Source organism: Ruegeria sp. HKCCD8929, from assembly GCF_013031405.1.
In the GTDB taxonomy this organism is placed as follows: domain Bacteria; phylum Pseudomonadota; class Alphaproteobacteria; order Rhodobacterales; family Rhodobacteraceae; genus Ruegeria.
Genome location: NZ_WPZY01000045.1, coordinates 1 through 22,928, shown reverse-complemented (window position 1 = coordinate 22,928; position 22,928 = coordinate 1). Strand labels below are relative to the sequence as shown.

The 22,928-nt window shown below is 57.7% G+C and carries 19 protein-coding genes; 6 read left to right on the top strand and 13 right to left on the bottom strand.

Going from position 1 to position 22,928, the window contains the following annotated elements; translation table 11 throughout:
* Nucleotides 1-979: 979 nt before the first annotated feature.
* The 8 genes from GOX53_RS26170 to GOX53_RS26135 form a co-directional block, all read right to left on the bottom strand.
* On the bottom strand, nucleotides 980-1,873 hold the full coding sequence (locus GOX53_RS26170; RefSeq protein WP_171181630.1) for an MBL fold metallo-hydrolase: 894 nt from the start codon (nucleotides 1,871-1,873) through the stop codon (nucleotides 980-982).
* A gap of 48 nt (nucleotides 1,874-1,921) precedes the next feature.
* Entirely contained in the window at nucleotides 1,922-5,140 is a 3,219-nt protein-coding gene (locus GOX53_RS26165) for a reductive dehalogenase (protein WP_171181628.1), read from the bottom strand.
* 12 nt (nucleotides 5,141-5,152) lie between these two features.
* Nucleotides 5,153-6,028, bottom strand: a complete 876-nt coding sequence (locus tag GOX53_RS26160; RefSeq protein WP_171181627.1) for a CoA ester lyase — start codon at nucleotides 6,026-6,028, stop codon at nucleotides 5,153-5,155.
* The gene (locus GOX53_RS26155; protein ID WP_171181625.1) at nucleotides 6,028-7,236 is read right to left on the bottom strand and encodes a CaiB/BaiF CoA-transferase family protein; all 1,209 of its coding nucleotides are present in this window, start codon (nucleotides 7,234-7,236) and stop codon (nucleotides 6,028-6,030) included. The genes GOX53_RS26160 and GOX53_RS26155 overlap by 1 nt, the downstream gene beginning before the upstream one ends.
* Nucleotides 7,233-8,129 (bottom strand): oxaloacetate decarboxylase, encoded by an 897-nt coding sequence (locus tag GOX53_RS26150; protein WP_171181623.1) that lies wholly within the window; start codon nucleotides 8,127-8,129, stop codon nucleotides 7,233-7,235. Before GOX53_RS26150 ends, GOX53_RS26155 begins: the two co-directional genes overlap by 4 nt.
* An 85-nt stretch (nucleotides 8,130-8,214) precedes the next feature.
* The gene (locus tag GOX53_RS26145) at nucleotides 8,215-9,726 is read right to left on the bottom strand and encodes a tripartite tricarboxylate transporter permease (RefSeq protein ID WP_171181621.1); all 1,512 of its coding nucleotides are present in this window, start codon (nucleotides 9,724-9,726) and stop codon (nucleotides 8,215-8,217) included.
* A 9-nt stretch (nucleotides 9,727-9,735) separates the two neighbouring features.
* Nucleotides 9,736-10,161 (bottom strand): tripartite tricarboxylate transporter TctB family protein, encoded by a 426-nt coding sequence (locus GOX53_RS26140; protein ID WP_171181619.1) that lies wholly within the window; start codon nucleotides 10,159-10,161, stop codon nucleotides 9,736-9,738.
* Between the two features lie 53 nt (nucleotides 10,162-10,214).
* Complete coding sequence (locus GOX53_RS26135) at nucleotides 10,215-11,162, bottom strand: tripartite tricarboxylate transporter substrate binding protein (protein WP_171181617.1); 948 nt, start codon at nucleotides 11,160-11,162, stop codon at nucleotides 10,215-10,217.
* A 144-nt stretch (nucleotides 11,163-11,306) separates the two neighbouring features.
* On the opposite strand from GOX53_RS26135, the gene GOX53_RS26130 reads away from it, so the two are divergent.
* Complete coding sequence (locus GOX53_RS26130; protein WP_171181614.1) at nucleotides 11,307-12,251, top strand: LysR family transcriptional regulator; 945 nt, start codon at nucleotides 11,307-11,309, stop codon at nucleotides 12,249-12,251.
* Nucleotides 12,252-12,458: 207 nt separating this feature from the next.
* Entirely contained in the window at nucleotides 12,459-13,091 is a 633-nt protein-coding gene (locus GOX53_RS26125) for a tyrosine-type recombinase/integrase (RefSeq protein ID WP_171181612.1), read from the top strand.
* A 331-nt stretch (nucleotides 13,092-13,422) separates the two neighbouring features.
* On the opposite strand, the gene GOX53_RS26120 is transcribed toward GOX53_RS26125, so the two are convergent.
* Genes GOX53_RS26120 through GOX53_RS26105 form a run of 4 tightly spaced genes read right to left on the bottom strand, consistent with a single transcriptional unit; the run spans nucleotide 13,423 to nucleotide 17,254 of the window.
* Nucleotides 13,423-14,334 (bottom strand): LysR family transcriptional regulator, encoded by a 912-nt coding sequence (locus GOX53_RS26120; RefSeq protein WP_171181610.1) that lies wholly within the window; start codon nucleotides 14,332-14,334, stop codon nucleotides 13,423-13,425.
* Nucleotides 14,335-14,350: 16 nt separating this feature from the next.
* Nucleotides 14,351-14,956, bottom strand: coding sequence for a 3-isopropylmalate dehydratase small subunit (gene leuD, locus GOX53_RS26115; protein WP_171181608.1), 606 nt, complete (start codon nucleotides 14,954-14,956; stop codon nucleotides 14,351-14,353).
* 1 nt (nucleotide 14,957) lies between these two features.
* Nucleotides 14,958-16,352 (bottom strand): 3-isopropylmalate dehydratase large subunit, encoded by a 1,395-nt coding sequence (leuC, locus tag GOX53_RS26110; protein WP_171181606.1) that lies wholly within the window; start codon nucleotides 16,350-16,352, stop codon nucleotides 14,958-14,960.
* Nucleotides 16,349-17,254, bottom strand: coding sequence for an alpha/beta fold hydrolase (locus GOX53_RS26105; protein ID WP_171181604.1), 906 nt, complete (start codon nucleotides 17,252-17,254; stop codon nucleotides 16,349-16,351). Before GOX53_RS26105 ends, leuC begins: the two co-directional genes overlap by 4 nt.
* A gap of 169 nt (nucleotides 17,255-17,423) precedes the next feature.
* Between GOX53_RS26105 and GOX53_RS26100 the strand changes: the two genes are divergently transcribed.
* From GOX53_RS26100 to GOX53_RS26090, 3 genes are all read left to right on the top strand, one after another.
* Nucleotides 17,424-18,425, top strand: a complete 1,002-nt coding sequence (locus GOX53_RS26100; RefSeq protein WP_171181603.1) for a DctP family TRAP transporter solute-binding subunit — start codon at nucleotides 17,424-17,426, stop codon at nucleotides 18,423-18,425.
* 70 nt (nucleotides 18,426-18,495) lie between these two features.
* The gene (locus GOX53_RS26095; protein ID WP_171181602.1) at nucleotides 18,496-19,161 is read left to right on the top strand and encodes a TRAP transporter small permease; all 666 of its coding nucleotides are present in this window, start codon (nucleotides 18,496-18,498) and stop codon (nucleotides 19,159-19,161) included.
* Nucleotides 19,161-20,579 carry a TRAP transporter large permease gene (locus GOX53_RS26090; protein ID WP_171181601.1) on the top strand — a complete coding sequence of 473 codons (1,419 nt, stop codon included), beginning with the start codon at nucleotides 19,161-19,163 and terminating at the stop codon, nucleotides 20,577-20,579. Before GOX53_RS26095 ends, GOX53_RS26090 begins: the two co-directional genes overlap by 1 nt.
* Before the next feature lie 523 nt (nucleotides 20,580-21,102).
* On the opposite strand, the gene GOX53_RS26085 is transcribed toward GOX53_RS26090, so the two are convergent.
* Nucleotides 21,103-22,401, bottom strand: coding sequence for a TRAP transporter large permease subunit (locus GOX53_RS26085; RefSeq protein WP_254446802.1), 1,299 nt, complete (start codon nucleotides 22,399-22,401; stop codon nucleotides 21,103-21,105).
* A 107-nt stretch (nucleotides 22,402-22,508) separates the two neighbouring features.
* Between GOX53_RS26085 and GOX53_RS26080 the strand changes: the two genes are divergently transcribed.
* The coding region (locus GOX53_RS26080) for an IS6 family transposase (protein ID WP_171181599.1) at nucleotides 22,509-22,928 on the top strand (420 nt) is incomplete at its 3' end.

Here is a 22,928-nt window from a genome sequence, read left to right as displayed (position 1 = left end):
AAGCAACTTCACCATGCCGCCTGATCACACCGTCACCAACTTTCGGGCATAGCTCCGCGAATTGGTTAAGGCAGCAGTCCTGGTGGTCGGTTCATCCGCCAGGTCACCTCGCATGGCCGCCCGCATATTGCATAGTTCCGCTGTTGGAGAATTGAATCGCTTTACAGAATTTTAGTGCTTCAAGTGGTGGAAAATACTGCGCACAAAACGATGGCGCACCGAGAGTCAATTCTGTCCCGTTCCTCGTTAGTCGGTCCTGGCCGCAGCAAAATGGCGGTGTGGATACCTCCGGATTTTGACCATACGAACGTTCGCATGCGAGAAATTCGCTTCACCGTCGAAATTCCTCCGCTGCAGATGCGAGCTTTTTCTGCGCAAGCAATAGCTGCGACTGCATAAGGCGGCTTTGTTGCGCTCCCTTACCTTTCCCAATCCGCGTACCGAAAGTCCGGTGTCATGCCGTTTGTGACATGCTGCGCGCGCATAGTAAGGAAGCGTGGCTATTGTCCGCAGAGGGCTCCAAGGACCTGTTGAGGCTCGCCGCAGAGAGTGGCGGCAGCGAGCCCTAACCGTGAATTCGATTTTCTCGCTGCGTGTGCACGCAGCCGGAATTTTGCTGCGACTGTGTGAATAATCGTGCCGCGCCGCGATGTGAAAAGACGCCGTTCATGCAGGGCGCAGCAAGCTAGGTGGATCAATTCACAGATCGCGGGACTATACCGCCGTTGATCCTCAGCAATCGAACCGCCGCTTTTCGTACTTGGTTTCCGTGGAGAAAACCCCAAGGGCGAAATGTGGTCGTTCGCTGGGTAGCCATTGAGGGCCGGAGTGTGGAAGAAGCCGCCATTCACTACAGGGGCGCTCTGAGAAAACGGATAGCCAACAGGCCGGCGGGATATTGAGACTACCGTCGCATGGAACGAACCTATTCACGGCGACTTGGGCTGGTTGATTTACCTGAGGCCGAAGCCCCGCTTTGTTAGTATTCTGCCAGGTCTTCGGAGATCGTGACTCTGCCGGCGAATTTAGCCGAGATTCGACGGATGTATTTGGCGTCTTCGTCGGCACTTTTCGTGACGAAGGGAATGTGGACCGCCACCAATTGCCTGACGCCCGCACGAGACGCGAGTTCGCCCAGCTCCTCGGGCGTGAGGTGGTGTTCGGTAAAATGCTGCAACATCTTGTGCAGCGCTTGATCCGACATGACCGGGTTTTTGGCGCGAATGCGATCCATGACGATATCGGCGTCGATCAGTTCACCCACCAAAAGGTCGGCCCCCTTGGCCAGATTTTCGAGCGCCCGACAGGGCCCGGTATCGCCCGTGAACACCATTGACCTGTCAGGCGCGTCAAATCTGTAGGACAGCGACACAGGCCCCTCCTGACCAAATTGATCCTCGGGACGGTAATGCGTGTTTTCGCAGCAAGAGACGCGGACGTTGTCAATATCCACCGCGTCACCCGGCTGTATGTCACGGCTGACAATAAAGTCACGCGGGTGTGGCAGAGTTTGGCCTGGCACGCCAAAGCCGATCGCCTGAGGTATATCGCAGGCGGCAATCAGGTGGCTTAGAATTTCGCAGGTTCCCGGGGGGCCATAGATATTTAACGGCTGATCCCGGTGCATCATCATGTTGAGGCCAAGACCGGCAAAGAGGCTGCCGATATGGTCAAAGTGGTGATGGGTGATAAAAAGTTCACGCACCTTTTTGAGGTCAAAACCTGCGCGCGTCAGTTGTTGGAATGCGCCTTCACCGCAATCTACAAGAATCGTGCCGCCGTCATAGGAAATTGCATGTGCAGGAGGCATACGGTTCGGTTTTGGCGTCGGCCCGCCCGCAGTTCCGAGTGTGATAAATTTGGTCTTGGGCATTGATCTATTCCTGCAAATAAATGTTCTGGCACTCTGCGAACAGTTTCCTCAGAGATCCAGCGTAATCTCCTGGCACCCCTCCGCTGCGCGGGACTGGCAGGTGATGATCTCGGTCTCTCGCTGCTTTTTGGACAGCACAAAGTCACGGTGCTCGACCTCACCTGCAAGGATGCCGCATTTGCAGACGCCGCAGATGCCGTCGGAACATTTCACGTCGACGGGTATGCCGTTTTCCTGCAGCACATCCGAGACGGTTTTATCCTCCGGAACCAGCAATTCTTTGCCCGATCCCGCAAGTTTAACAGTGAACGCGTGATTTACGTAATCGGGCTGTTCGGGAACCGAGAAATACTCCAGATGCCGCGCTTCTTCGGGAAAGCCCTGACGCTCGGCGGCCTCCATGACCCCATCCATGAAACGGTCGGGACCGCAGGTATAAACATGCCAGCCAGATCGGTAGCCGAACAGAACCTCGTCCAGATCGGCACGGGTCCCCTGATCAGAGAAGTGATAACGCACGCGGTCAGCCCAGGGCATTGTCGGCAGGTCTTTCAGGAACCCGGCATCCGCCTTCCGGCTGGCTGAATAATGCAACTCAAAGTCGGCACCCAGTTCGTGCAGCCGATGCGCAAAAGCGATCATCGGGGTGATGCCAATACCACCGCCCATCAGGAAGGTTTTTGTAGCGCCCTCGTCCAGCTCGAAATGGTTGATGGGTTTGGAGATAAAGACCCTCCGACCTTCGGTGAATATGCGATGCAGCATCTTCGAGCCACCCCTGCCCTCATCCTCACGCAGGACCCCGATTTGATATTTGGATGTATCGGCCGGATTGCCCGACATCGAGTATTGCCGCAGGAATCCGGGCGTCACCACGACATCGAGATGCGCACCCGCTGTCCAGTCGGGTAAGGGTGCGCCGTCCCATGTGGTGAACTCATATTTGGTGACACCTGCGCTCATCCTGTCGACCTTGGAGACGCGCGCCGTGATCACCGGCGCGTCGACGAAGTCGGGATATTCATGGGCCAGACCTTCGGTCTCGCCGGTCGCCAGCCGCTCCTGATACTCTTCTGCAGTGATGAGGGCCTTATAGGCCTCGATTCCGGCCTCGCGATCCATCGGGAAGGGATAGGGCCAGGGATGCGGCGCCAGGTTCGCCGGATAGACCGCCAGAGTCTGGTCCTCATATTTCAGATCGAGATCAAGCTGCAGGTCGCGGCGGTTCACTGGCTGCGCCGGCTCCTTGTAGCCACCGTCGTCCTTCAGTTCGAGATCCCACCACCATTTCTTGATATCGTTCAGGCCGCCATGGCCCAGCTTGTCGTCAAGCCTCGCCAGCACCGGGGCCGCTGCGGGAAAGTTGGAGGCGACCCATCGGAATGGTTTTTCGCCGAATAGACCTTCCAGGTTCCAGGGGCAGGTTTTCATGCAACGCCCGCACATTGCCCCGCCCTCTGTGGTGACGCGATAAGTGGTGCATTTCTGGCTGTCGGACTTCCAGATCTCATACCCATTGAACATCAGTTTGGGACCGGCCGTGATTGCGCCCGAGGGGCATTCGCGGGCGCATTTGTTGCATGAATTGCAGAAATCCTGCAGTCCGAAATCGATGGGCTTGTCATGCGCCATCGGCATGTCCGTGGTGATCACACCAGATTTCAGCCGCGGGCCGAGCAGAGGGTTCAGCATCACCTCGCCAATGCGACTAACCTCGCCCAGCCCGGACAGCAAAACCAAGGGCGGCTGCAACACTTCGCCATCGCGCGAGGTGTGCGCCTTGGCCGAGTAGCCCATATTGCGGATCTGCTTAGCGATCACACCGCCCAGAAGCGAGAATCTCAAATAAGCTCGCATCGATTGTGCCACCGCAATCCAGTCGTCGCCGGAGGCTCCTTCCATCGTCTCGAAGCCTTGGTCGATGATCATGGAAATCGCCTGATCGTGGCGTGGGATCAATTCTGCGCCGGTGGCGTCGTGGCTGTACCAGACCCAGTCCGGGCAGCGGGAAATTCCGACTGCATCGACGCCTAGAAAGTAACCTGCCGCCTTCACATTGGCCGCGTTGCGCTCTGCATCGGTGGGTTGTTCCGTCAATTCCGCTGGCTCGCCGTCCTGAAGTAGAACGAAAGCGCTAAGCATGTGGCGTTGGGCGTAGGATGGGGCGCATTTTTTGGCGAACCACCCGCCAGCCGAGGCTTCCTGCTGTTTCTTGCCAAGATCGCCGAACTGGGAGCGCGCGAACATGTCAGCGCGTTTGGGCACGCGCGCAACCCGCTCTTCATCAATGAATGTTGTCGGCTTATCGACTCGTTTCAGCGTCTCAAATGGCAAAGCTCCATTCACATAGTCGCGGCGCGCATAGGGGTCGCGATTGAACGCGCTCTTCTGAGATCCCTTACCAAGCCACCAGGCCGGACCCCTGGTCTTGAACCAAGGCTGTTCCGAGACCGGCGCAAGTGGCAGATCGGGCGCCAGTTCCATATCCGTGGTGACGACGGCCAGACCGAATTTCTCACCCAGATAGGGCGCCACCACCCGCCCATCCTCGACGGTGCAGAGCCCCGCGGCCACCGCGAGCTTGTTCAGGTCTACATCCGAGGTCGTCGCTGAATGGGCACGGGCGCGATAGCCCAACAGGTTCAGGTAACTGGACAGGATCACCGCGGCCTCCGTCGCGCGCAACGCCGCACGATGCTTTTCGGCCCCCAATATCCACTCTGCACCGGGCTCATCTGGCCGTGCCGGGCGGTTCTGTTCGAAGAGAATGACAATTGCATAATTCTGCCCGTCGATCGGGGTCTGGGGCGCGTCGATCGACTCCTTCAGCGACGCCATGATTTCATCAATGCCAGACGCAAGGGTCTTTGTTTGCTTTGTTCGGATGTCATGCGCCAGCCGGTCAATATCAGGGTTGCGCGTTGAGGTCTCAAGCAACCCGCCATCGGATACTTTGCAAACCCCCATCATGGATGCATCCTGAAAATATCCGAATGATTTCAGATGCCTGCTGCGCTCCTCCGGGTCGGTTGGCGCAGCCGCCAATTCCGGGTTCACGAGGCCGTCGCGGATCACATCCATCATCGCCTGATACTCGCCCATCGCATTCACCAGCGAGTGCGGCGTATCGAGTTGGCGGAAATCTAGCGCTTGCATGGCCGGAATCTGCGACTGGTCGGGCGCCTGCTCGACCCGCTTCAATCGCTCCAGCGGATAAGGGCCAAGATGAAACGGCCGGTCCTTGGTCGAGAAAAATCGTTGACCCATGATTTCGATCCTTCAAGCGGAGTTTCTTCCGACCGTATCCGGTCTTTGTCGCGACTGCTGAGACTGATCTGCAAAGCGTTGTCGGAGGGCAAGAACGGCGCGGGCGCGGGCCACGATTGGCGCGTCAATCATCTGGCCGTTTCGGGCTGCGATGGCATCGCCGCCTTCACTGGCCTGATCTGCCAGCGCGACAATCTCCTGCGCTGCGCGAAACGCGTCATCGCTTGGTACGAAGACCCTGTTCAAAACCTCGATTTGCCCCGGGTGGATCGCGAAACCGCCCGAAGCCCCCATTGCGCGCGCTCTAAGTGCAGCCGCCTCAAACCGTGCCAGGTCCGCGTAATCTGCAATCGTGTCAGGAACTATCAGGGGCGCACACCCCGCGGCGCGGGCAGCCTGAATCACCTGGAATGCCGCCGGGATCAGGAGTTCGGGCGTGGGTGGGGCACCCATCTCGGTTGCGTAGTCTTCAACGCCAAGGCCCAAACCGACAACGCTTGGTGCCGCTTCTGCAATGGCAAGCGCATCGATCACGCCGCGCGGAGACTCGATCAGGGGAATAACCGGTGCGCCGCCCGCCAGATCAGCAGCTTTTCGGGCCGAGGCGGTTGTCGCTTGAGGCAGCACGATCAGATCAGCGCCCGCCTCGAAGGCCGCAGCTATGTCTTCGACGCCTTCCGCCGAGAGCGGGTTCACCCGGACGGCAACGTCCAGCCGGTCTGATTTCAGACCGGCAACAATTCCAGCCAGACCAGCGCGCGCTTCCTCTTTCCGCTCCTGCGGGACCGCAGCCTCCAGATCAAGAACAACCGCATCCGCGCCGCGCCTTGCCGCGCCTTCGACCAAGCGGTCGTTCAGAACCGGGACAAAGAGAAGTGAGCGCCACATCAGACGATCCCTTTATCTCTTAGTGCGGCGATTTGATCCGCACTAAGACCAATCTCGGCCAGCACCTCGGCGCTGTGCTGCCCCTGTTCGGGTGCGGGCGCCCGAACTGTCGCGGGTGTCTCAGAAAGCCGGGGAAAGGGCGCGTGCATGGGCAAAGTCCCATGGTCCGGGTCAGCGTAGGTTTTGATCACCTCGCGCCCCAGGGTGTAGGGGTGCGCGATCAGATCAGAGATGTCGCAGATCGGCCCGACGGTGATCCCGCACTCCTCAAAATAGGCGAGGTTCTCTGCCGCTGTGCGCCGCATAAAGAACGCGCCTACGATGGCCTCTAGCTCTGCGCGGTTCTTCACCCGGTCCGGGTTGGTCAGGAACCGTGGGTCCTCGATCAATTCGGGTTGCCCAATCGCGTCAGCCAGCTTCTCCCACATCGATTGCATCGTGGCCGACATCGCGAGATAGTCACCATCCGCGCATTCATAGACGCTGCGCGGCGCGGCGATGTCGCCCCAGTTGCCGCTGCGTTTCGGCACAATTCCGTCGATGGCGTAAGCAGTCGCCGTGGGACCGATCACGCTGAAAAGTGGTTCAAAAAGCGAAAGGTCGATGACCTGTCCCCGCGCCAGACCTTGATCGCGCGCGCGCAGCGCGGCAAGCACCGCGCCATAACCAGCGAGCCCGGCGATCATGTCCGCGAGTGCCAAGGGTGGCAACAGAGGCTCGCGATCCGCAAAGCCGGTCATAGCGGCAAAACCGGACATGCCTTCAATCAGGCTCCCGAACCCGGGCTTGTGCGCATAAGGCCCTGTTTGCCCCCATCCCGAAACACGTACGATCACCAGATCGGGGTTCATTTCCATCAGCACATCCGGACCAATGCTCCATTTTTCCAGCGTACCAGGCACGAAATTTTCGACAAAGACATCGGCTGTCTTAACCAGCTTCAGCAGGATCTCTTGCCCCTCTTCCGAGCGGGGGTTCAGCGACAGCGACCGTTTCGACCGGCTGTATTCCTTCCACCAGCTTTCATGCTTGCCAAACCGACGCAGGTCGTCGCCCACGCCCGGGCGTTCGACCTTGATCACATCCGCGCCGAAATCGGCGAGCATATGCGTCAGCATATTCCCGGCAGCAAGCCGAGTGAGGTCCAGCACGCGCAGCCCAGAAAGTGGCGAGCGTGAGCCATCGTCGAATGGTGTGGGTTGGCTCACCTAGTCATCCCATCCGCGAATGCGCGTGCCTGATCCAGATATGCTTGTTCTGTTGCGCGTTGCTGAGGCAAGCCAACGAGGTCGGTATAGGCCTCAAAGCCCAGACCGTGGTGCATCGCGTCACGCAGATCGCCGTTTTTCATCAGATCGCCATAGAACACCTGAAGCGCCTTCATGACGGCATGGGTGGCGGTGACGGGCATAGCAGAGGCGGCGTAGCCCATATCCTGTGCTTCTTTCGCGGACAATATCGGGGTCGCGCCGCCATCGATCTGGTTGACCATGCAAGGACCGTCAAGTTCCTTGGGGATCCGGCGCAGCTGATCGAGATCGATTGGGGCCTCGACAAAGAGAATATCCGCGCCGATCTCGCGGTAGAGCGCCATGCGGTCCATTGCCTCCTGAAACCCGTCCGTCGCGATGGCATCCGTGCGGGCCATGATCATTGTGTCGCCCTGACGCGCGTCCAAAGCGGCCTTTAGCTTACCTGCCATCTCTTCGACGCCAACAATAGCTTTGCCTGCCATATGGCCGCAGCGTTTGGGAAACACCTGATCTTCGATGAAGAACCCTCCGACGCCCGCGCGCTCCAGAACTTTCACGGTGCGCGCCACATTGGTGACATTGCCAAAGCCCGTGTCGCCATCGGCCAGCATCGGGATCTCCACCCGCTCGGCAATACGGGCGTAATAATCGCCCAACTCGGTCAGCGACAATTGCGAGCTGTCTGGCCGCCCGAGGAGCGAAGCAGTTGCCGAGTATCCGCCAGCCGCAATGGCCTTCGCACCGCAGCTTTGGGCAATCAGGGCGCTCAGGGTGTCATGAACGCCGGGCAAGACCGTGATCTCGGGCGCCTCGATGAGTGTGCGCAATCGCGCTCCGACAGTTGTCATGTCTTGAACTCCATATTGTTATTGGCACGCGCCTTGCATCGCATGCGGTTTTTGTGGGCTGGATTGCAGTGTCGGTGGCACCACATCAGGTCGCTCGCCTTGAGGACGATGCGCGCGAAGGGCGAAGAAAGTAAAAGAGCGTCAAGCCCGAAAGCGCCAAAAGAACAATGGCGATGGGATATTCCACGATCCGGCTCCAATCTCCGCTCATAAGCGCGGTGCTCTGTGCCAGCGAAATCTCGAAACGGGGGCCAAGAAAGAATGCGATGATGAAGATGACGATGGAAAACCCGTATCGGGTCATGACGTAACCAAGGGCTGCGAAAATCAGCATGACCACCACGCTGAACAAACCGCCTTCCGAGATGGACACGCCGACAATGCAGAGCAGAATGGCTGAAACATAGATGAAAGATTGCGGCGCAGAGACGACCTTGACCCACAGCCTTAGTCCCAATTGCCCAATCCACAGGTTCAGGAAATTGGCCATGATCATGGCCCCGAACAGCCCGTAGATCAGACGCCCCTGGGTCTCAAACAACAGCGGTCCGGGCTGAATGCCGTGAATCATGAAGGCGCTGATGATCAGGGCCGCACTCACACTGCCGGGAATCCCAAGGGTCAAAAGCGGGATCAGGTTGGACCCGACCACCGCCGAGTTCGCCGATTCCGTGGCAGCGATGCCGTGAATATTGCCTTTGCCAAAACTTTCGGGGTCCTTCGAGGCGGCCTTGGCCGAGGAATAGGACATGAACGCAGCTGCGGTGCTGCCGATCCCGGGCGTGGCACCCAAGAGCGTGCCGACGACGGCCCCCCGCAGCAATGTGTAACGACATGACCAGTATTCGGCCCAGCTGACCCGCTGGTCCGCGGGATCTCCGTCGCCCGACAGCTTGATTGCCGCGTCAACGTCGCCCTTGTGCCGCGCAAGCCGGGTCAGGATTTCGGATATGGCCAACATGCCTAGGGCCACGGAGGCCAGAGGCAGCCCGTCGTAGAGCTCGAAATTGCCGAAAATAAGACGCGGCGAATAGTTTTCGGGATCTGCGCCGATCGTGGACACCAAGAGCCCGAGTGCCGCCGCAATCGCCCCTTTGACCAGGGATTTTCCAACCAGACCTGAAATGACCGCAAAGGCGAACACCATCAGCGCGAACACTTCGACAGGTCCCATTCTCAAGGCGAGGACCGCCAGTGGGGCCGAGACGGTGATCAGCACGATGTCGCTGAACGTGTCGCCCGTGACCGAGGAAAACAGCGCCATTTTCGTGGCCTTGAGCGGTTTGCCCTGGCGCGCAAGCGGGTGCCCGTCGAGCGCCGTCGCTGCGGAATCTGGTGTTCCCGGTGTGTTGATCAAAATCGCCGGAATGGCCCCACCAACCGTGCCCCCCTTGGCCACGCCGACCAGAAAGGCAATCGCCGGAAGTGGATCGAGCGCGAATGTAAAGGGGATTGCAATTGCGATTGCCATAACGGGGCCGATGCCGGGAATTGCGGCCACGAGCTGGCCCAATGCGACGCCGGAGATCACGAAAGCCAGGTTCCAAAATGTGAACGCATCACTGAATCCGGCAAGAATTGTGGCCAGGTCTACCATGAAGTCACCTCAGGGGAGCGGACGCTCGAGAATTTGTACGACCAGCAACCAAATGATCGCTGGCATTCCGACACAGCCCAATGCCAGCCAAAAAGGGCGCCGTTCGCCAAAGAGCAGCATGATTGCCAATGCCAGGACCGGGGAAACGATGACAAACCCGAAACGGGACATGGCAAAAAGCCCAAGCGCCATGACGACAATGTAAAGCAGCACCATCATCAATTCCTGAGGGTCTCGCGCACACGACTCGCCGGGTTTGAGGGCCAACAAAACTCCGCAGATCACCAGAAACCCGGCAACGGCATTGGGGAGTGTGTCCGGCTGAATGGACCCGCCCTCGACGTCTTCGATCGCAATTGGAAAAATCACGAACAACAACATCAAGCCAAGGGTTGCAACGATCAGTCCCACAATTCTGTCTGTTTGGAATGTCATGTTGGCCTGCAAAACAAGGGCGCTCTGCTCACTTGGGCAAGCAGAGCGCGGTTTCATTTCTTACCAACAAGCTTTTCGATGACCGGCAAACCGTCGATCATCATCGCTCTTGTTGCTTCCGGATCGTAGTCAAGGACCTTGGTTTTGGCCGCATTGCGCACGATTTCCACCACCTCATCGGATGCCAGCGCATTGCTGATAGCATTGCTCAAGGCGTCCTGGACGACCGGGTCGGTGCCTTTGGTGGTTGCAATATAGAAGTAAGGATCAAGGTAGACGTCATATTGTTCGGCGACGGTCATGACATCGGGCGCATAGTCGTGGCGCTCGGCATTGGCGACCGCGATCATTTTCACATCACCTGATTCAAGATAGGCGGCATGCGAACCGCCAGCGAACGAGACCTGTACCTGCCCGCCCAAAAGAAGCTTCATGCTTTCGGCTCCGCCTTTGGTCGAGACGAATTGGAACTCCGCACCAGTCTCTCGACCGACAGCACCCAACACCAGTTTGTGCGGGCTGGCGTTCATTGCGACCGCTACCGGGCCATTGGCTTTGGCATAGTCGACCAGGCTGTCCAGATCGTCAAAAGGAGCGTCCGTCTTTGCCACGATCGCAAGTTCGCCGCGTGCAACGCTGCTGAGATAGTCAAAGTCATCCGCCTTGAACGGCAGCTGATCGGGGCGCGTGACCAGTTGCAAAAGGATCGGCGTGCTGACGCCCATCCCGATCACCTGCCCGTTTGGTTTGGATTTGGAGATGCCTGTGAACATCGCCACGCCGCCGGCACCGGGTTTGTTCTCGACGACGACATTCCAACCGGTCTGTTCTTCCATCACTTTGGCGATGACACGGCCCATCGCATCGGTCGAGCCACCGGCCCCAAAACCAATCTGGAACATCAAGGGACCATCCGGGGCCCAATCTTCCGCGCTGGCTGCCCCGGCGAACGCTGTGACCGCGGCAAGCACAAGGCCCGCTAATTTGGATTTGGATTTCATTTGCTTCCTCCCATTGCCCTGGCGCACAAGGTTTTTCGCCCCTTGAGCCGAGTATTGTCTGTTGCATCACCAGCTTGGCACTTTTTCACCCATCTGAAAAATATATTGTGTGGATCGGAGCTATCTGTATTTAAGATAGACTTTATGGATTACGATCTTCGTCAACTGCGCTACTTTGTAACAATCGCCGAAGCAGGCAGCTTTTCCAAAGCCGCTTTGCAGCTTGGAGTCGCCCAATCCGCGCTCAGTCATCACATCAGTCAGATGGAGGCCCGCCTTGGAGTCGCCTTGTTCTCGCGTAGCTCAAAGGGCGTTGAGAAAACCGAAAGCGGCACCAGATTTCTTGACCACGCCCGCGCTATCCTTGCCGCCGTGGACGCGGCAACCAATGATGTGCGCGACGACGCCAAAGAGCCGGGCGGACTTGTCCGGTTGGGCGCCACCCTGACCGTCGCGCCAATGCTGGTTGAGCCATTGATGGACAGGTTGTCCAAGGTTGCACCGCGCATTTCGTTACGTATCGAAGAACGCCTTAGCCCGCCACTGGTGCAAGCTGTCGCCAGCGGTGAACTTGATATCGCCGTGTGTTTCAACGCTGGCGAAGATCGGCGGATCGACGGTATACCTGTTTTGGAAGAAGAAATTTGCCTTGTGGGCGTGCCGGAGCTTGTGGGCGACACAGAAGACCCAATCAGATTTGAAGACGCGCTGTCCTTCCCGCTGCTGCTGCCCGGACGCGACCATATTCTGCGTGGGATGATTGATCGTGTCGCCCTGTTCCGAAATCGCCCGATTGAGGTGCGGCATGAGTGCCTGTCGCTGAATTCGCTGCTTGCCGGGTTGCGCCTTGGTCTGGGGGCCACGCTGATATCCCGGCTATCAGCGCTTCCCCTCACTCGCAGCGGTGAAGTCCTGTGCCGCCCGATCAATGATCCGGTTGTGTCGCGTCAGCTCTTTATTGCGTCAAGTTCCGAACGGCCTAAAACAACTGCCCAGAAGACCGTGGTCCGCACCGTGCAAGATCTCATTCTCGAAAAGCTCGCCTCTGGAGATTTGCCTGGTGCCAAGGCTACTCCGTCCAGTTCATAAACAATAGCGAGCGTGTCTCCAAATACTGAAATGAACCACGCGCTTCAGCTCTCCATAACGGGTAACGAGGGCTCGAACCAGCCGAATGCACACGCGGAGATGGCGCACCAAACTGTCTTTGGACTGCGGACTTCTCCCATCTCGTAGAATCGCCCTGTCAGCGCGGTACTGATGACTGGGCGTGGAGGGGGGATCGGAGGGCATATCATGCCAAGAGTCCAACTACCCGCAGTCACCCCAAAACACAGAGCGTGGAACAAGGGGCGTATCATCGGCCAGAAGCGCCCACTCCTGCCAAAACAGGTCTGGGCGATCCGCGCACGTCTGGAGCTTGCAGGCTACCTTCGCGATCTGGCCCTATTCAACGTCGCTATAGACAGCAAATTGCGTGGATGCGATCTGGTCAAACTCGCGGTTGCTGATCTCGTCAAAGATGACAGCGTCCGAGAGCGTGTTTCAGTGATCCAAAGCAAAACCAAGCGCTCCGTTCAGTTCGAACTAACGGAAAACACAAGGGACTCTGTACTGGCATGGGCGAAGTCGCCCGAAATGCTTGCTTGCCCGTTCATGTTTCCGAGCCGGTTCCACGACCGACCACACATCTCGACGCGCCAGTACGGTCGGCTTGTCAGGGACTGGGTGGCTGCGATTGGATTGGAACCAAGCGGATACGGGACGCATTCGCTTCGCGGGACAAAGGCGGCAGAGATCTACCGGAAAACAGGAAACCTCCGAGCGGTTCAGCTTCTGCTCGGACATACCCAGGTCGACAGCACAGTCAGATACCTTGGCGTCGAACTTGAAGATGCGCTGAGTATCGCCGAGAAAATCGATATCTAGAGCGCATTGGCGGACGGAATGTGCCGTTCGCCAATCCAGACCGGGCGTACGTTATCCGCGCAGCAATGGTTAGAATCGAGCCCTTCTTCTTGATGCCGCAGTACGCGCGAACGGTTATGGTCCGCAGATTGCTGCCATTAGTGTCTGGACAAAGAAACCAAACTGGACTTCAGGAACAACCTAAACTCGCCGGATCGCCGCCAGCACTTTCGCCTTATCGCATAGGTGTCCGGCGTACACGCTTCAGGTGAGCGCTTGAGCCAATCCAAGGCTCCCGCATTTCTTCCAATTTAGCCGGCGAAAGCCTCTGTGGATGACAATCGGGAACGTGTCACTGACCAGCCCCGATGGGGTGCAATCGCGATGAGGCGTCTTTGACCACGTCCACAAACTCATCCACCAATTTCGAGTTTCCCGCCGCTCGTCGCGCGACGTAGAGTTCGATGCGTTGTCCGTTCGTCTGATACGGGATGCAACTCAAATGCGCCGGTGCGAGCGCTCGGATCCATGCGGGTGCCAGCCCGATGCCAACCCCGTGCGCTACCAGCTGCAACATGGTGGATTTATCGATGACTTCGCAGGCGATGTCCGGTTGCCACCCATGGGTGCGATAGCTGTTCCAGAGCAGGTCGTGAAGGATCGGGCGGGCATGTTTTGGAAACCCAATAATCGGATGATCCCTGATATCCGCCGCAGATAGCGTTTCCCGACCGGCAAGTTCCGATACGGACGGCAAAACGACGACGGCGCCCTGCCGATACAATAGATCTGCCTTCAGGAACTCATCTTCGGGAGGCTGGCGGACAAAAGCGATGTCAGTTCGGTGGTTTGCAAGCTCTTGCGTATGGTGATCCGACGACGAAATCTCAAGAATTTCCACATGCACCGAAGGTTGCCGATTGCGGAACTCCATCAGCGCCGGCGGCAACAGCATCGAAATCGCCTCGTCCACACCGCTGACCCGCAGCGTTTTCAGCCCGCTGTCTGCGGTATGCCGGGCTTTGGAAACGGATTTGTCGATATCCGCCAGAATACGTTTGGCGTCACGCAGGAACTCGGACCCCGCTTGCGTTAGGCTTACCTGCCGGGTTGTCCGAAAGAACAAGGCAAATCCCAACTCGTGTTCCAGCGCGGAAATACGGTCGGACAAGGCAGGCTGACTAAGGCCGAGGCGTTCGCCCGCCTTTCGAAAATGCAACTCTTCAGCGACCGCCACAAAGCACTGAAGTTGGCGAAGTTCCAAGTCAAACTACCCCCGGCTATTGTATGACGCGCACCCGGTGCCGTTCGCCCAGCCCGCGTTCAAATTTACGGATCGCATCAGCGAATTCCAGCGAGTTCAGGGTGTCGTTGCGGCCCTCAAGATGGGCGGTCTGCGTCGCGTCGTCCATTTCAAATGGCAGCTTTGCCTCGCCGTGTCTGATGACCCGTTTTTCGATATCAATCGTGTAGTTGACGCCATCCTCATGGGACGCCGCTTGCATCAACTGATCGCGGACTTCGTGACTGACGATGGGCAAGGCAAGGCCATTCTTGCGCGCATTGTCGTAGAAAATGCCCGCAAAGCTAGTGCCGATGATGCCTTGAATACCCAGTTGAACCAGCCCCCAAACGGCGTGTTCCCGGCTGGATCCGCAGCCGAAATTGTCGCCGACAATCAATATCCTGGCCTCGTGCCAGGGATGTGTGTTCAGCACAAAATCCGTGCGCGGCGTATCGTCGTCGCGAAAGCGCAGGTCGGCAAATGTGCCATCCGCCAGCCCTTCGCGCGTGATGGTGATCAGAAAGCGTTTGGGCATGATCACGTCGGTATCGACATTGGCGAGTGGCAGGGCAGCAGCGAGCCCGTGAACAGTTCTTGGCATCTTATTCCGCTCCTTCGCTCAGAAACTCACGCACATCCGCAATACGACCATGGATGGCGGCGGCGGCCACCATCTCCGGGCTCATCAAATGGGTGCGTGCCCCGCGGCCCTGCCGGCCTTCGAAATTGCGGTTGGTCGAGGAGGCGATCCGCTCGCCATCCATGGCGATATCATCATTCATCGCAAGGCACATCGAACAGCCGCTTTCAGGGCGCCAGTCAAAGCCCGCTTCTTTGAACACCCGGTCGATCCCCTCAGATTCGGCCTGTAGGCGGGTATAGGTCGAGCCCGGAACGACGATGGCGTTCACCGACCCAGCGACCTTTTTTCCTTTCAGGATTGTGGCCGCAGCGCGCAGATCCTCGATACGGCTGTTGGTGCAAGATCCGATAAAGGCGCTGTCGATTTCGATATCGGTCATCGCCTGACCCGCTTTCAAGCCCATATAGTCCAGAGCCCGGTTTAGCGCCTCGCGAGCCTTGGGCGTCATTCCCTCGGTCTCGGCGGGAACTGAGCCGTCGACAGGAACGGACTGATCCGGGCTGGTGCCCCAGCTGACAAGCGGGGCAATTTCGGCGGCGTCAATCTCGAATACCGAGTCATATTCCGCGCCCGGATCCGCGTTCCAGTCCAGACCACCGAAATCCAGCGTATCGCTATGCGCACGCCCCTTGATTTTCTCAAGCGCCTTTTCGTCCGCCCCGATCAAGGCGGCCCGTCCTCCCAACTCGACCGCCATATTGCAAATCGTCATCCGCCCGGACATTTCCTGCGCACGGATGGCCGACCCGGAAAACTCGACGGCATAGCCATTGGCGCCGCCTGCGCCGACCACCTGCACGACTTTCATGATGATGTCCTTGGCGGTCACACCAGGTGCGAGATCGCCATCGATATTGACCAGCATGGTCTTCAGCCGCTTATAGCGCAGCGTTTGCGTTGCCAGCACATGTTCAACCTCGGACGTACCGATGCCAAAACCAAGCGCTCCGAAGGCCCCGTACGTGGTGGTATGACTGTCGCCGCAGGCGATCAACATCCCCGGTGCGACAAGCCCTTGTTCAGGGACAACCACATGTTCGATCCCCTGGCGGCGGTCGCCCAGGCCGTAGAAGGCGATGTTGTGCTTTTTGCAATTGGCCTCCAGATTGTCGATCAGCAGCTTAGACGCTGCATCATGCGGATCGCGCTGCCGTGTGGCATTCACGTGATCGACTACCGACAGATGAGCCTCGGGCCGCCAAACGGAAAGCCCTTTCTGATCCAGCCCGGAAAAAGCCTGCGGGCTGGTGTATTCATTCATGATGTGGAAATCGACATAGATCAGCATGTCGCCGTCCGGCAGATCGCAGACCTTATGTGCGTCCACCAGTTTGTCGTAAAGCGTCCTGCTCATTCGGCAGCATCCTTCTGTTCGATCTGGCGCAGGAAAAATGCGCGCATTCGGCTGGCTATTTCGTCCGGGATCTCTTCGGCCATGTAGTGCGTGGCGTCGACGGCCTCGCCCTCGACCCGGAGCGCTCGCTCCTGCCAGAGCGCCTTCGCATCAAAGCAGGTCTCGATCACCCCACGCTTGGCCCATAGGACCATCAGCGGTTGTTCGACCTTCCGCCCGTCGTCCTGATCGTCATGTTCGATGTCGATGGTCGCCGCAGCGCGGTAGTCCTCGCACGAGGCGTGCACGGCCTCGGGTGTGCTGAAGGCGGCGATGTATTCGTCGAGGGCCGAAGCGATAAAAGGGTTTTCGCCCTTGGCTTGATTGAAGCACTTCAGTTTCCAGAACTGCGCGGGATCATTGCCGATGATCTGTTCCGGGATAGGGTGTTTCTGAATCAGAAAGAACCAGTGCCAATAGGCGGTGGCGAATTCCTTTGAGGTGTCGCGATACATTTCACGCGTCGGCGCGATGTCCAGTAGGACCATCGCCTGGACATTCTGTGGATGATCCAGAGCAATTCGATGGGAAACGCGCGCACCGCGATCATGGGCGCCGACCAGAAACGTCTCATGCCCTATCTGAGACATGACCGAAACCATGTCCTTTGCCATTTCGCGTTTCGAATAGGGCATATGCCGATCATCTGAGGCGGGTTTGGACGACCGACCATATCCGCGTAGGTCAGGGCAGATGACATGGAACTGATCTGTGAGCTGCGGGGCAACCGCATGCCACATGGCCGATGTCTGCGGATAGCCGTGCAACAACAAAAGACCCGGATTGCTAGGGTCGCCCCCGTGACGAACAAATATCTTCTGCTCGCCGACATTCAGAGTCAGTTCCTCGAAATCCAGAAACATACCGGAGCGCTCCGCGAAAATGGGTTGTTATTCACGATACCCGACTTTTACGCCGATATTGATCGAATATACTGATCAATTCTTCCGAAAAATCATCGCCGCCCAAGCATGTACTCTCACTCAGCATCTTTGATCGGGTCAGACCGGCCTGACAGAACGGGAGGAAGCTATGAAATTCTGGAAGACATCAAGCCTGGTTGTTGCGCTCGTTACTGGTGCGGGTTCCGCATTTGCCGCCTGTGATCCAAGCGAAGTCGTCATCAAGTTCAGCCACGTCACCAATACCGACAAACACCCCAAGGGCATCGCAGCGACGCTGCTGGAACAGCGCATCAACGATGAGATGGACGGAAAAGCCTGTATGGAGGTTTTTCCGAACTCGACCCTCTACAATGACGACAAGGTGCTTGAGGCCATGCTGCAGGGGGACGTGCAACTCGCGGCACCTTCGCTGTCCAAGTTCGAGAAATTCACCAAGAAATTCCGTATCTTCGACCTACCGTTCCTGTTCAAGAATATCGAGGCGGTCGATGCGTTCCAGACCTCAGACGCCGGACAAGCCCTGCTGGATTCAATGCAGCGTCGTGGTCTTCAGGGTCTGACTTTCTGGCACAACGGCATGAAACAGATGTCTGCCAACAAACCTCTGGTTACTCCGGCCGACGCGGATGGGTTGAAATTCCGGGTCATGTCCTCGGACGTGCTGGTGGCGCAGATGGAAGCCATCGGAGGTAGCCCGCAAAAAATGGCCTTTTCCGAGGTCTACGGCGCGCTGCAGCAGGGTGTTGTGGACGGGCAAGAAAACGTTTGGTCCAACATCTACGGCAAGAAGTTCTTTGAGGTGCAGGACGGCATCACCGAAACCAATCACGGCATCATCGACTATCTGGTGGTGACCTCGGTGGACTGGCTGGACAGTCTGGACCCGGAGGTCCGCGACCAGTTCCTGACCATTCTGGATGAGGTTACAGCCACCCGGAACTCGGAATCCTATGAGGTCAATCAGAAGAATCGTCAGGCTATCCTGGATGCGGGTGGCACCATCCGCACCCTGTCGGATGACGAACGTCAGGCATGGGTCACCGCCATGCAGCCGGTTTGGGAACAGTTCTCGGGCGATATCGGTCAGGACTCCCTCGATGCGGCGGTCCAGATCAACTCTGGCTTCTGAGCATCACCATCGGTGGGCGGGACAATCCTGCCTGCCGTTTTCCTGAAAACGGCTGTTGGGAGGGTAGGCTATGACCAACAATCACTCGTTCATGGACCGGATCGAAGAGGTTTTGATCGCCGGTATTCTGGGGCTGATGACCGCACTGACATTTGCCAATGTCGTTGCAAGATATGTCTTTAACTCAAATATCCTTTGGGCGTTGGAGATGACGGTCTTCCTGTTCGCCTGGCTGGTTCTGCTGGGGGCTTCCTATGCGGTGAAAAAACACGCGCATCTGGGTGTCGATCTGATGGTGAACATGGTGCACGGCAACGCCCGGAAACGGCTGGCGCTGACCGCAGCCGCCGTATGTGTCGCCTTCTCATTCCTTATGCTGAAGGGATCTTGGGATTACTGGGCCAACTTCGCCAACCTGCCCGCCACCGAAGGGCGCTGGTTCCCGCTCGGGTTCGAGCAGGATTATCGCGAAAAGGGCTGGTACGAGACCAATGACATCCCGATGCCCGGGATTCTTGCTTGGATGGCCGACACCTTTAACGAGGGCGAAGCCTATGAAAAAATCCCGCGTTTTCTGCCCTACATCGTGCTGCCGATTTCGATGGCCTTGCTGTTGCTGCGGTTTGTTCAGGCGACTTTCAGCATCCTGAATGGAAAGACAGATCGGTTCGTGGCCAGCCACGAGGTTGAAGAAGAATTGGCCGAAATTGAAGCCCAGAACGCGGAGGCGAAATAATGGAAACCGTCCTTCTCTTTGCCATGGTCATCGGGTTCCTGATGATCGGCGTCCCGATTGCAATCTCGCTTGGGATGTCCTCGATTCTATTCCTGCTGTGGTTTTCCGACAGTTCGCTCGCCTCGGTCGCGCAGACCTTGTTTGCCGCATTCGAAGGTCACTTTACCCTGCTGGCGATCCCGTTTTTCATACTCGCCTCGGCCTTCATGACGACAGGCGGAGTAGCGCGGCGGATCATTCGCTTCTCGATAGCATGTGTCGGCCATTTCCCGGGCGGCCTAGCGATTGCGGGTGTGTTTGCCTGTATGCTGTTTGCCGCGCTGTCAGGGTCGTCGCCAGCCACCGTTGTCGCCATCGGCACAATCGTGATCTCTGGTATGCGGCAGGTCGGATACTCCAAGGAGTTCGCCGCCGGTGTGATCTGTAACGCCGGTACGCTGGGCATCCTCATCCCACCCTCCATTGTTATGGTAGTCTATGCCGCCTCGGTCGAAGTATCCGTAGGCCGGATGTTCCTTGCAGGGGTCATTCCGGGGCTGTTGGCCGGTCTGATGCTGATGGTCACAATCTACGTCATTGCCAAGATCAAGAACCTGCCCAAGGGCGAGTGGAAGGGCTGGGGCGAAGTGTTCCAGTCTGGCCGCGAGGCCGGTTGGGGCCTGTTCCTGATCGTGATCATTCTGGGCGGCATCTATGGCGGCATCTTCACGCCTACCGAAGCCGCCGCTGTGGCTGCAGTCTATGCCTTCTTCATCGCCACCTTTGTGTACAAAGACATGGGGCCACTGGCCGCCCCCAAAACCCGTAGCCTTTCCGCCGCCGCAGTGATTGAGGACGCGCCCGCCGGCCCGCGTATTCCCCTAAAGAGCAAGCCTTGGGCGATTGTCACCGCGATTGTGCACCCGGACACTCAAAAGACCTTGTTTGATGCCGGCAAACTGACGATCACACTGCTGTTTGTGATCGCCAACGCGCTGATCCTGAAACATGTGCTGACGGATGAGCAAATTCCGCAGCAGGTCGCGAATGCGATGCTGTCAGCGGGCTTTGGGCCGGTGATGTTCCTGGTGGTCGTTAACATCATCCTGCTGATCGGTGGTCAGTTCATGGAACCCTCGGGCCTCTTGGTCATTGTGGCACCGCTGGTGTTCCCGATTGCCATCGAGTTGGGCATCGATCCGATCCATCTGGGCATCATCATGGTCGTGAACATGGAGATCGGCATGATTACGCCGCCGGTGGGCCTGAACCTCTTTGTCACCTCGGGTGTTGCCGGGATGCCGATGATGAGCGTGGTTAAGGCAGCCCTGCCGTTCCTGGCCGTGCTGTTCGTGTTCCTGATCATCGTCACCTACGTTCCGTTCCTGTCTACATTCCTCCCCAACACTTTCATGGGACCGGAAATCATAACCCAGTGATGCGGAATGCGCTGGCGGCAGCTGTCGCCAGCGTATTTTGTTCAAGATGGTAGAAGCTGTGCAAATATTATGGTGGTCCAGCGGTGCGACAATGCCAGAAGTCTCGTTCCATAGAAGTTGAGGGCTCAGTGGGCAGGCTGGAAGCGGCTCAGTCGAATAAGCCGGTTCAAAAAAACTGTCTCAACTTCTGCTTTTTGTGCAGGCCGAATCTTGCGGTTGTTGTGAGGCGCACAAAGTGGTCGTTTATACAAAACCGATCAATATCCGCTATGTCCGCGTCCAGTGAGTTCGCCAAGCAAACCCGAAGGTCTGCAACCACCCCAAACCTGACGAATGCAAACGCATCGGCCAAATAGATCGGGAAAGGCGGGTAAGGGCTCCAAGCACCTGTTGAGGCTCGCCGCAGAGAGTGGCGGTAGCGAGCCCCTTTCCACCGGATGCTGCGCAACACCTGAACTAGCGCAATGCCGTCCTAGCTGACCTTGAGACTTCTCCAGCGCCTGTTTTCAAATTGGCGCAAGGGTTACCTGGTCTTCATGTCAACGTCACCGCTCCGCTTGAATGCCGATGCCGGAGTTTTCTTCGCCCTGGATCTCGTTCGCAGTATGACCAAAATGACCAACACAGCTCCGCCAAGGTTGGCGAGCAAATTGAGTGGCCAGAAAGCAAGCGCCGCGCCGGCGATGAGGGCTACGATTTCGAGAATGCCAACCGGGCCTTCGCTGTACTGCTGGATGAGTGCGTTGGCTGCATAGATGCCGAAGAGCCCAAAGAAGCCGACTTGCATCACCTGCCAGAACTCGCCAGAAATCAGTGGGGTGTAAGCGAACATCAGCGGGACGATGTAGAGGCCCTTGGCGATCTTCCAACTCTCGAACCCAGTGGCCATGGGTTTTGATCCGGCAATGCCCGCAGCGGTGAAGGCGGCAAGGCATACCGGCGGTGTGACATTGCTGTCCTGGCTGAGCCAGAAAACAATCAGGTGCGCAATAAGCAGAAAGGTCACGGCGACGGAAGGATCGATAAGGGCGGGGCGGATGGTGACCGCGATCTCGAACGGAATTGCGGCGACAAGATCCCATGCCTCGGGTCGCGTCATACCCTCGGCGATCTTGGCCACATTCGGGTGATCGACGAGGAAGAACAGCGCCGATTTGGCCGGATCGGCGACGCCGGTGACAAGCTGGTCGACGATCAGCGTGTCAGACATGATCCCGGCCAGAGCCGGTGCAGTCAGGATGGCGAGAATGATATAGGCGGCCGTGACCGGCAGGCCCATGCCCAAGATAAGCGATACCAGACCGATCAGGGCGATCGCCAGCACCATCGATCCTTGCGACCATTGCGCGATCATCAGCGAGAAGCTGTTGCCGACGCCGCTGGTGACGATGGCGTTGTTCATGATGCCGATGGTGACCAGAAGAATGGCGGTCATGATCGAGGACTGAATGCCAGAGGTCAGAGCCTCGGCAATTTTCTTTGAACCCATTGCAACCGGCTTGAACAACCCCTTCGGCATCACAACCGTCAGAAGGCTGGTCACCCAGGATGTCACGATCAGCGCGGCGATAGCCCAGCAAGCTGCAAACGCAGGTGTCACACCGCCGAGCAACATCCAGATCATCACCGTCAGCGGGATGACAAAGACTAATCCACCGGACAACAGCTTGCCCTTGTCGATTGTCAGGTCGATCTCGGACCCGGCATCGTATTTCATCGCCTCGATCCGGACGATGAAAGCCACTGACAGAAAATAGAGGATTGCCGGCACGATCGAGACAGTCACAATCGTGGCGTAGGGAATGTTCGTATAGCTCGCCATCACAAAGGCACCCGCCCGGATCTGTCGCAAACTTTGGCGTGGATGTTGCACCATGGTGTGGTTTGATCCAACTGGTGGTTGGTCTGTAACGCTGTTTGGAATGCCCAATGATCGACTTCAAAGGTGCGCACTACCCACGATCGGTGATCCTGTTCGCGGTCTATTTCTATGTTCGCTACGGGGTTTCATATCGCGACCTGGAAGAGATCATGGCGGAACGTGGTGTGACGGTTGATCATGCGACGCTGAACCGCTGGGTAGTAAAATACTCGCCTCAGGTCGCTCAGATGGCGCAAAAAAGGAAAATCAAAACAGCTAAATCTTGGCGCATGGACGAGACCTATGTGAAAGTTCGCGGTGAATGGGTCTATTTGTACCGCGCTGTCGATCGTGACGGTCAAACCCTTGATTTCATGCTGTCGGCGAAGCGAGACACCGCCGCAGCCAAGAAATTCTTCTCCAATGCGCTGTATCACAACGGTATCCCAAAGCGGATCACAATTGACAAAAGCCGTAGCAACGCTGCC

What these genes read in the sequence shown, in the direction of transcription:
- GOX53_RS26170 (WP_171181630.1), bottom strand. Translation starts at nt 1,873, where the DNA reads ATGCCCAAGACCAAATTTATCACACTCGGAACTGCGGGCGGGCCGACG.
- GOX53_RS26165 (WP_171181628.1), bottom strand. Translation starts at nt 5,140, where the DNA reads ATGGGTCAACGATTTTTCTCGACCAAGGACCGGCCGTTTCATCTTGGC.
- GOX53_RS26160 (WP_171181627.1), bottom strand. Translation starts at nt 6,028, where the DNA reads ATGTGGCGCTCACTTCTCTTTGTCCCGGTTCTGAACGACCGCTTGGTC.
- GOX53_RS26150 (WP_171181623.1), bottom strand. Translation starts at nt 8,129, where the DNA reads ATGACAACTGTCGGAGCGCGATTGCGCACACTCATCGAGGCGCCCGAG.
- GOX53_RS26145 (WP_171181621.1), bottom strand. Translation starts at nt 9,726, where the DNA reads ATGGTAGACCTGGCCACAATTCTTGCCGGATTCAGTGATGCGTTCACA.
- GOX53_RS26140 (WP_171181619.1), bottom strand. Translation starts at nt 10,161, where the DNA reads ATGACATTCCAAACAGACAGAATTGTGGGACTGATCGTTGCAACCCTT.
- GOX53_RS26135 (WP_171181617.1), bottom strand. Translation starts at nt 11,162, where the DNA reads ATGAAATCCAAATCCAAATTAGCGGGCCTTGTGCTTGCCGCGGTCACA.
- GOX53_RS26130 (WP_171181614.1), top strand. Translation starts at nt 11,307, where the DNA reads ATGGATTACGATCTTCGTCAACTGCGCTACTTTGTAACAATCGCCGAA.
- GOX53_RS26125 (WP_171181612.1), top strand. Translation starts at nt 12,459, where the DNA reads ATGCCAAGAGTCCAACTACCCGCAGTCACCCCAAAACACAGAGCGTGG.
- leuD (WP_171181608.1), bottom strand. Translation starts at nt 14,956, where the DNA reads ATGCCAAGAACTGTTCACGGGCTCGCTGCTGCCCTGCCACTCGCCAAT.
- leuC (WP_171181606.1), bottom strand. Translation starts at nt 16,352, where the DNA reads ATGAGCAGGACGCTTTACGACAAACTGGTGGACGCACATAAGGTCTGC.
- GOX53_RS26105 (WP_171181604.1), bottom strand. Translation starts at nt 17,254, where the DNA reads ATGTTTCTGGATTTCGAGGAACTGACTCTGAATGTCGGCGAGCAGAAG.
- GOX53_RS26100 (WP_171181603.1), top strand. Translation starts at nt 17,424, where the DNA reads ATGAAATTCTGGAAGACATCAAGCCTGGTTGTTGCGCTCGTTACTGGT.
- GOX53_RS26095 (WP_171181602.1), top strand. Translation starts at nt 18,496, where the DNA reads ATGACCAACAATCACTCGTTCATGGACCGGATCGAAGAGGTTTTGATC.
- GOX53_RS26090 (WP_171181601.1), top strand. Translation starts at nt 19,161, where the DNA reads ATGGAAACCGTCCTTCTCTTTGCCATGGTCATCGGGTTCCTGATGATC.
- GOX53_RS26085 (WP_254446802.1), bottom strand. Translation starts at nt 22,401, where the DNA reads ATGGCGAGCTATACGAACATTCCCTACGCCACGATTGTGACTGTCTCG.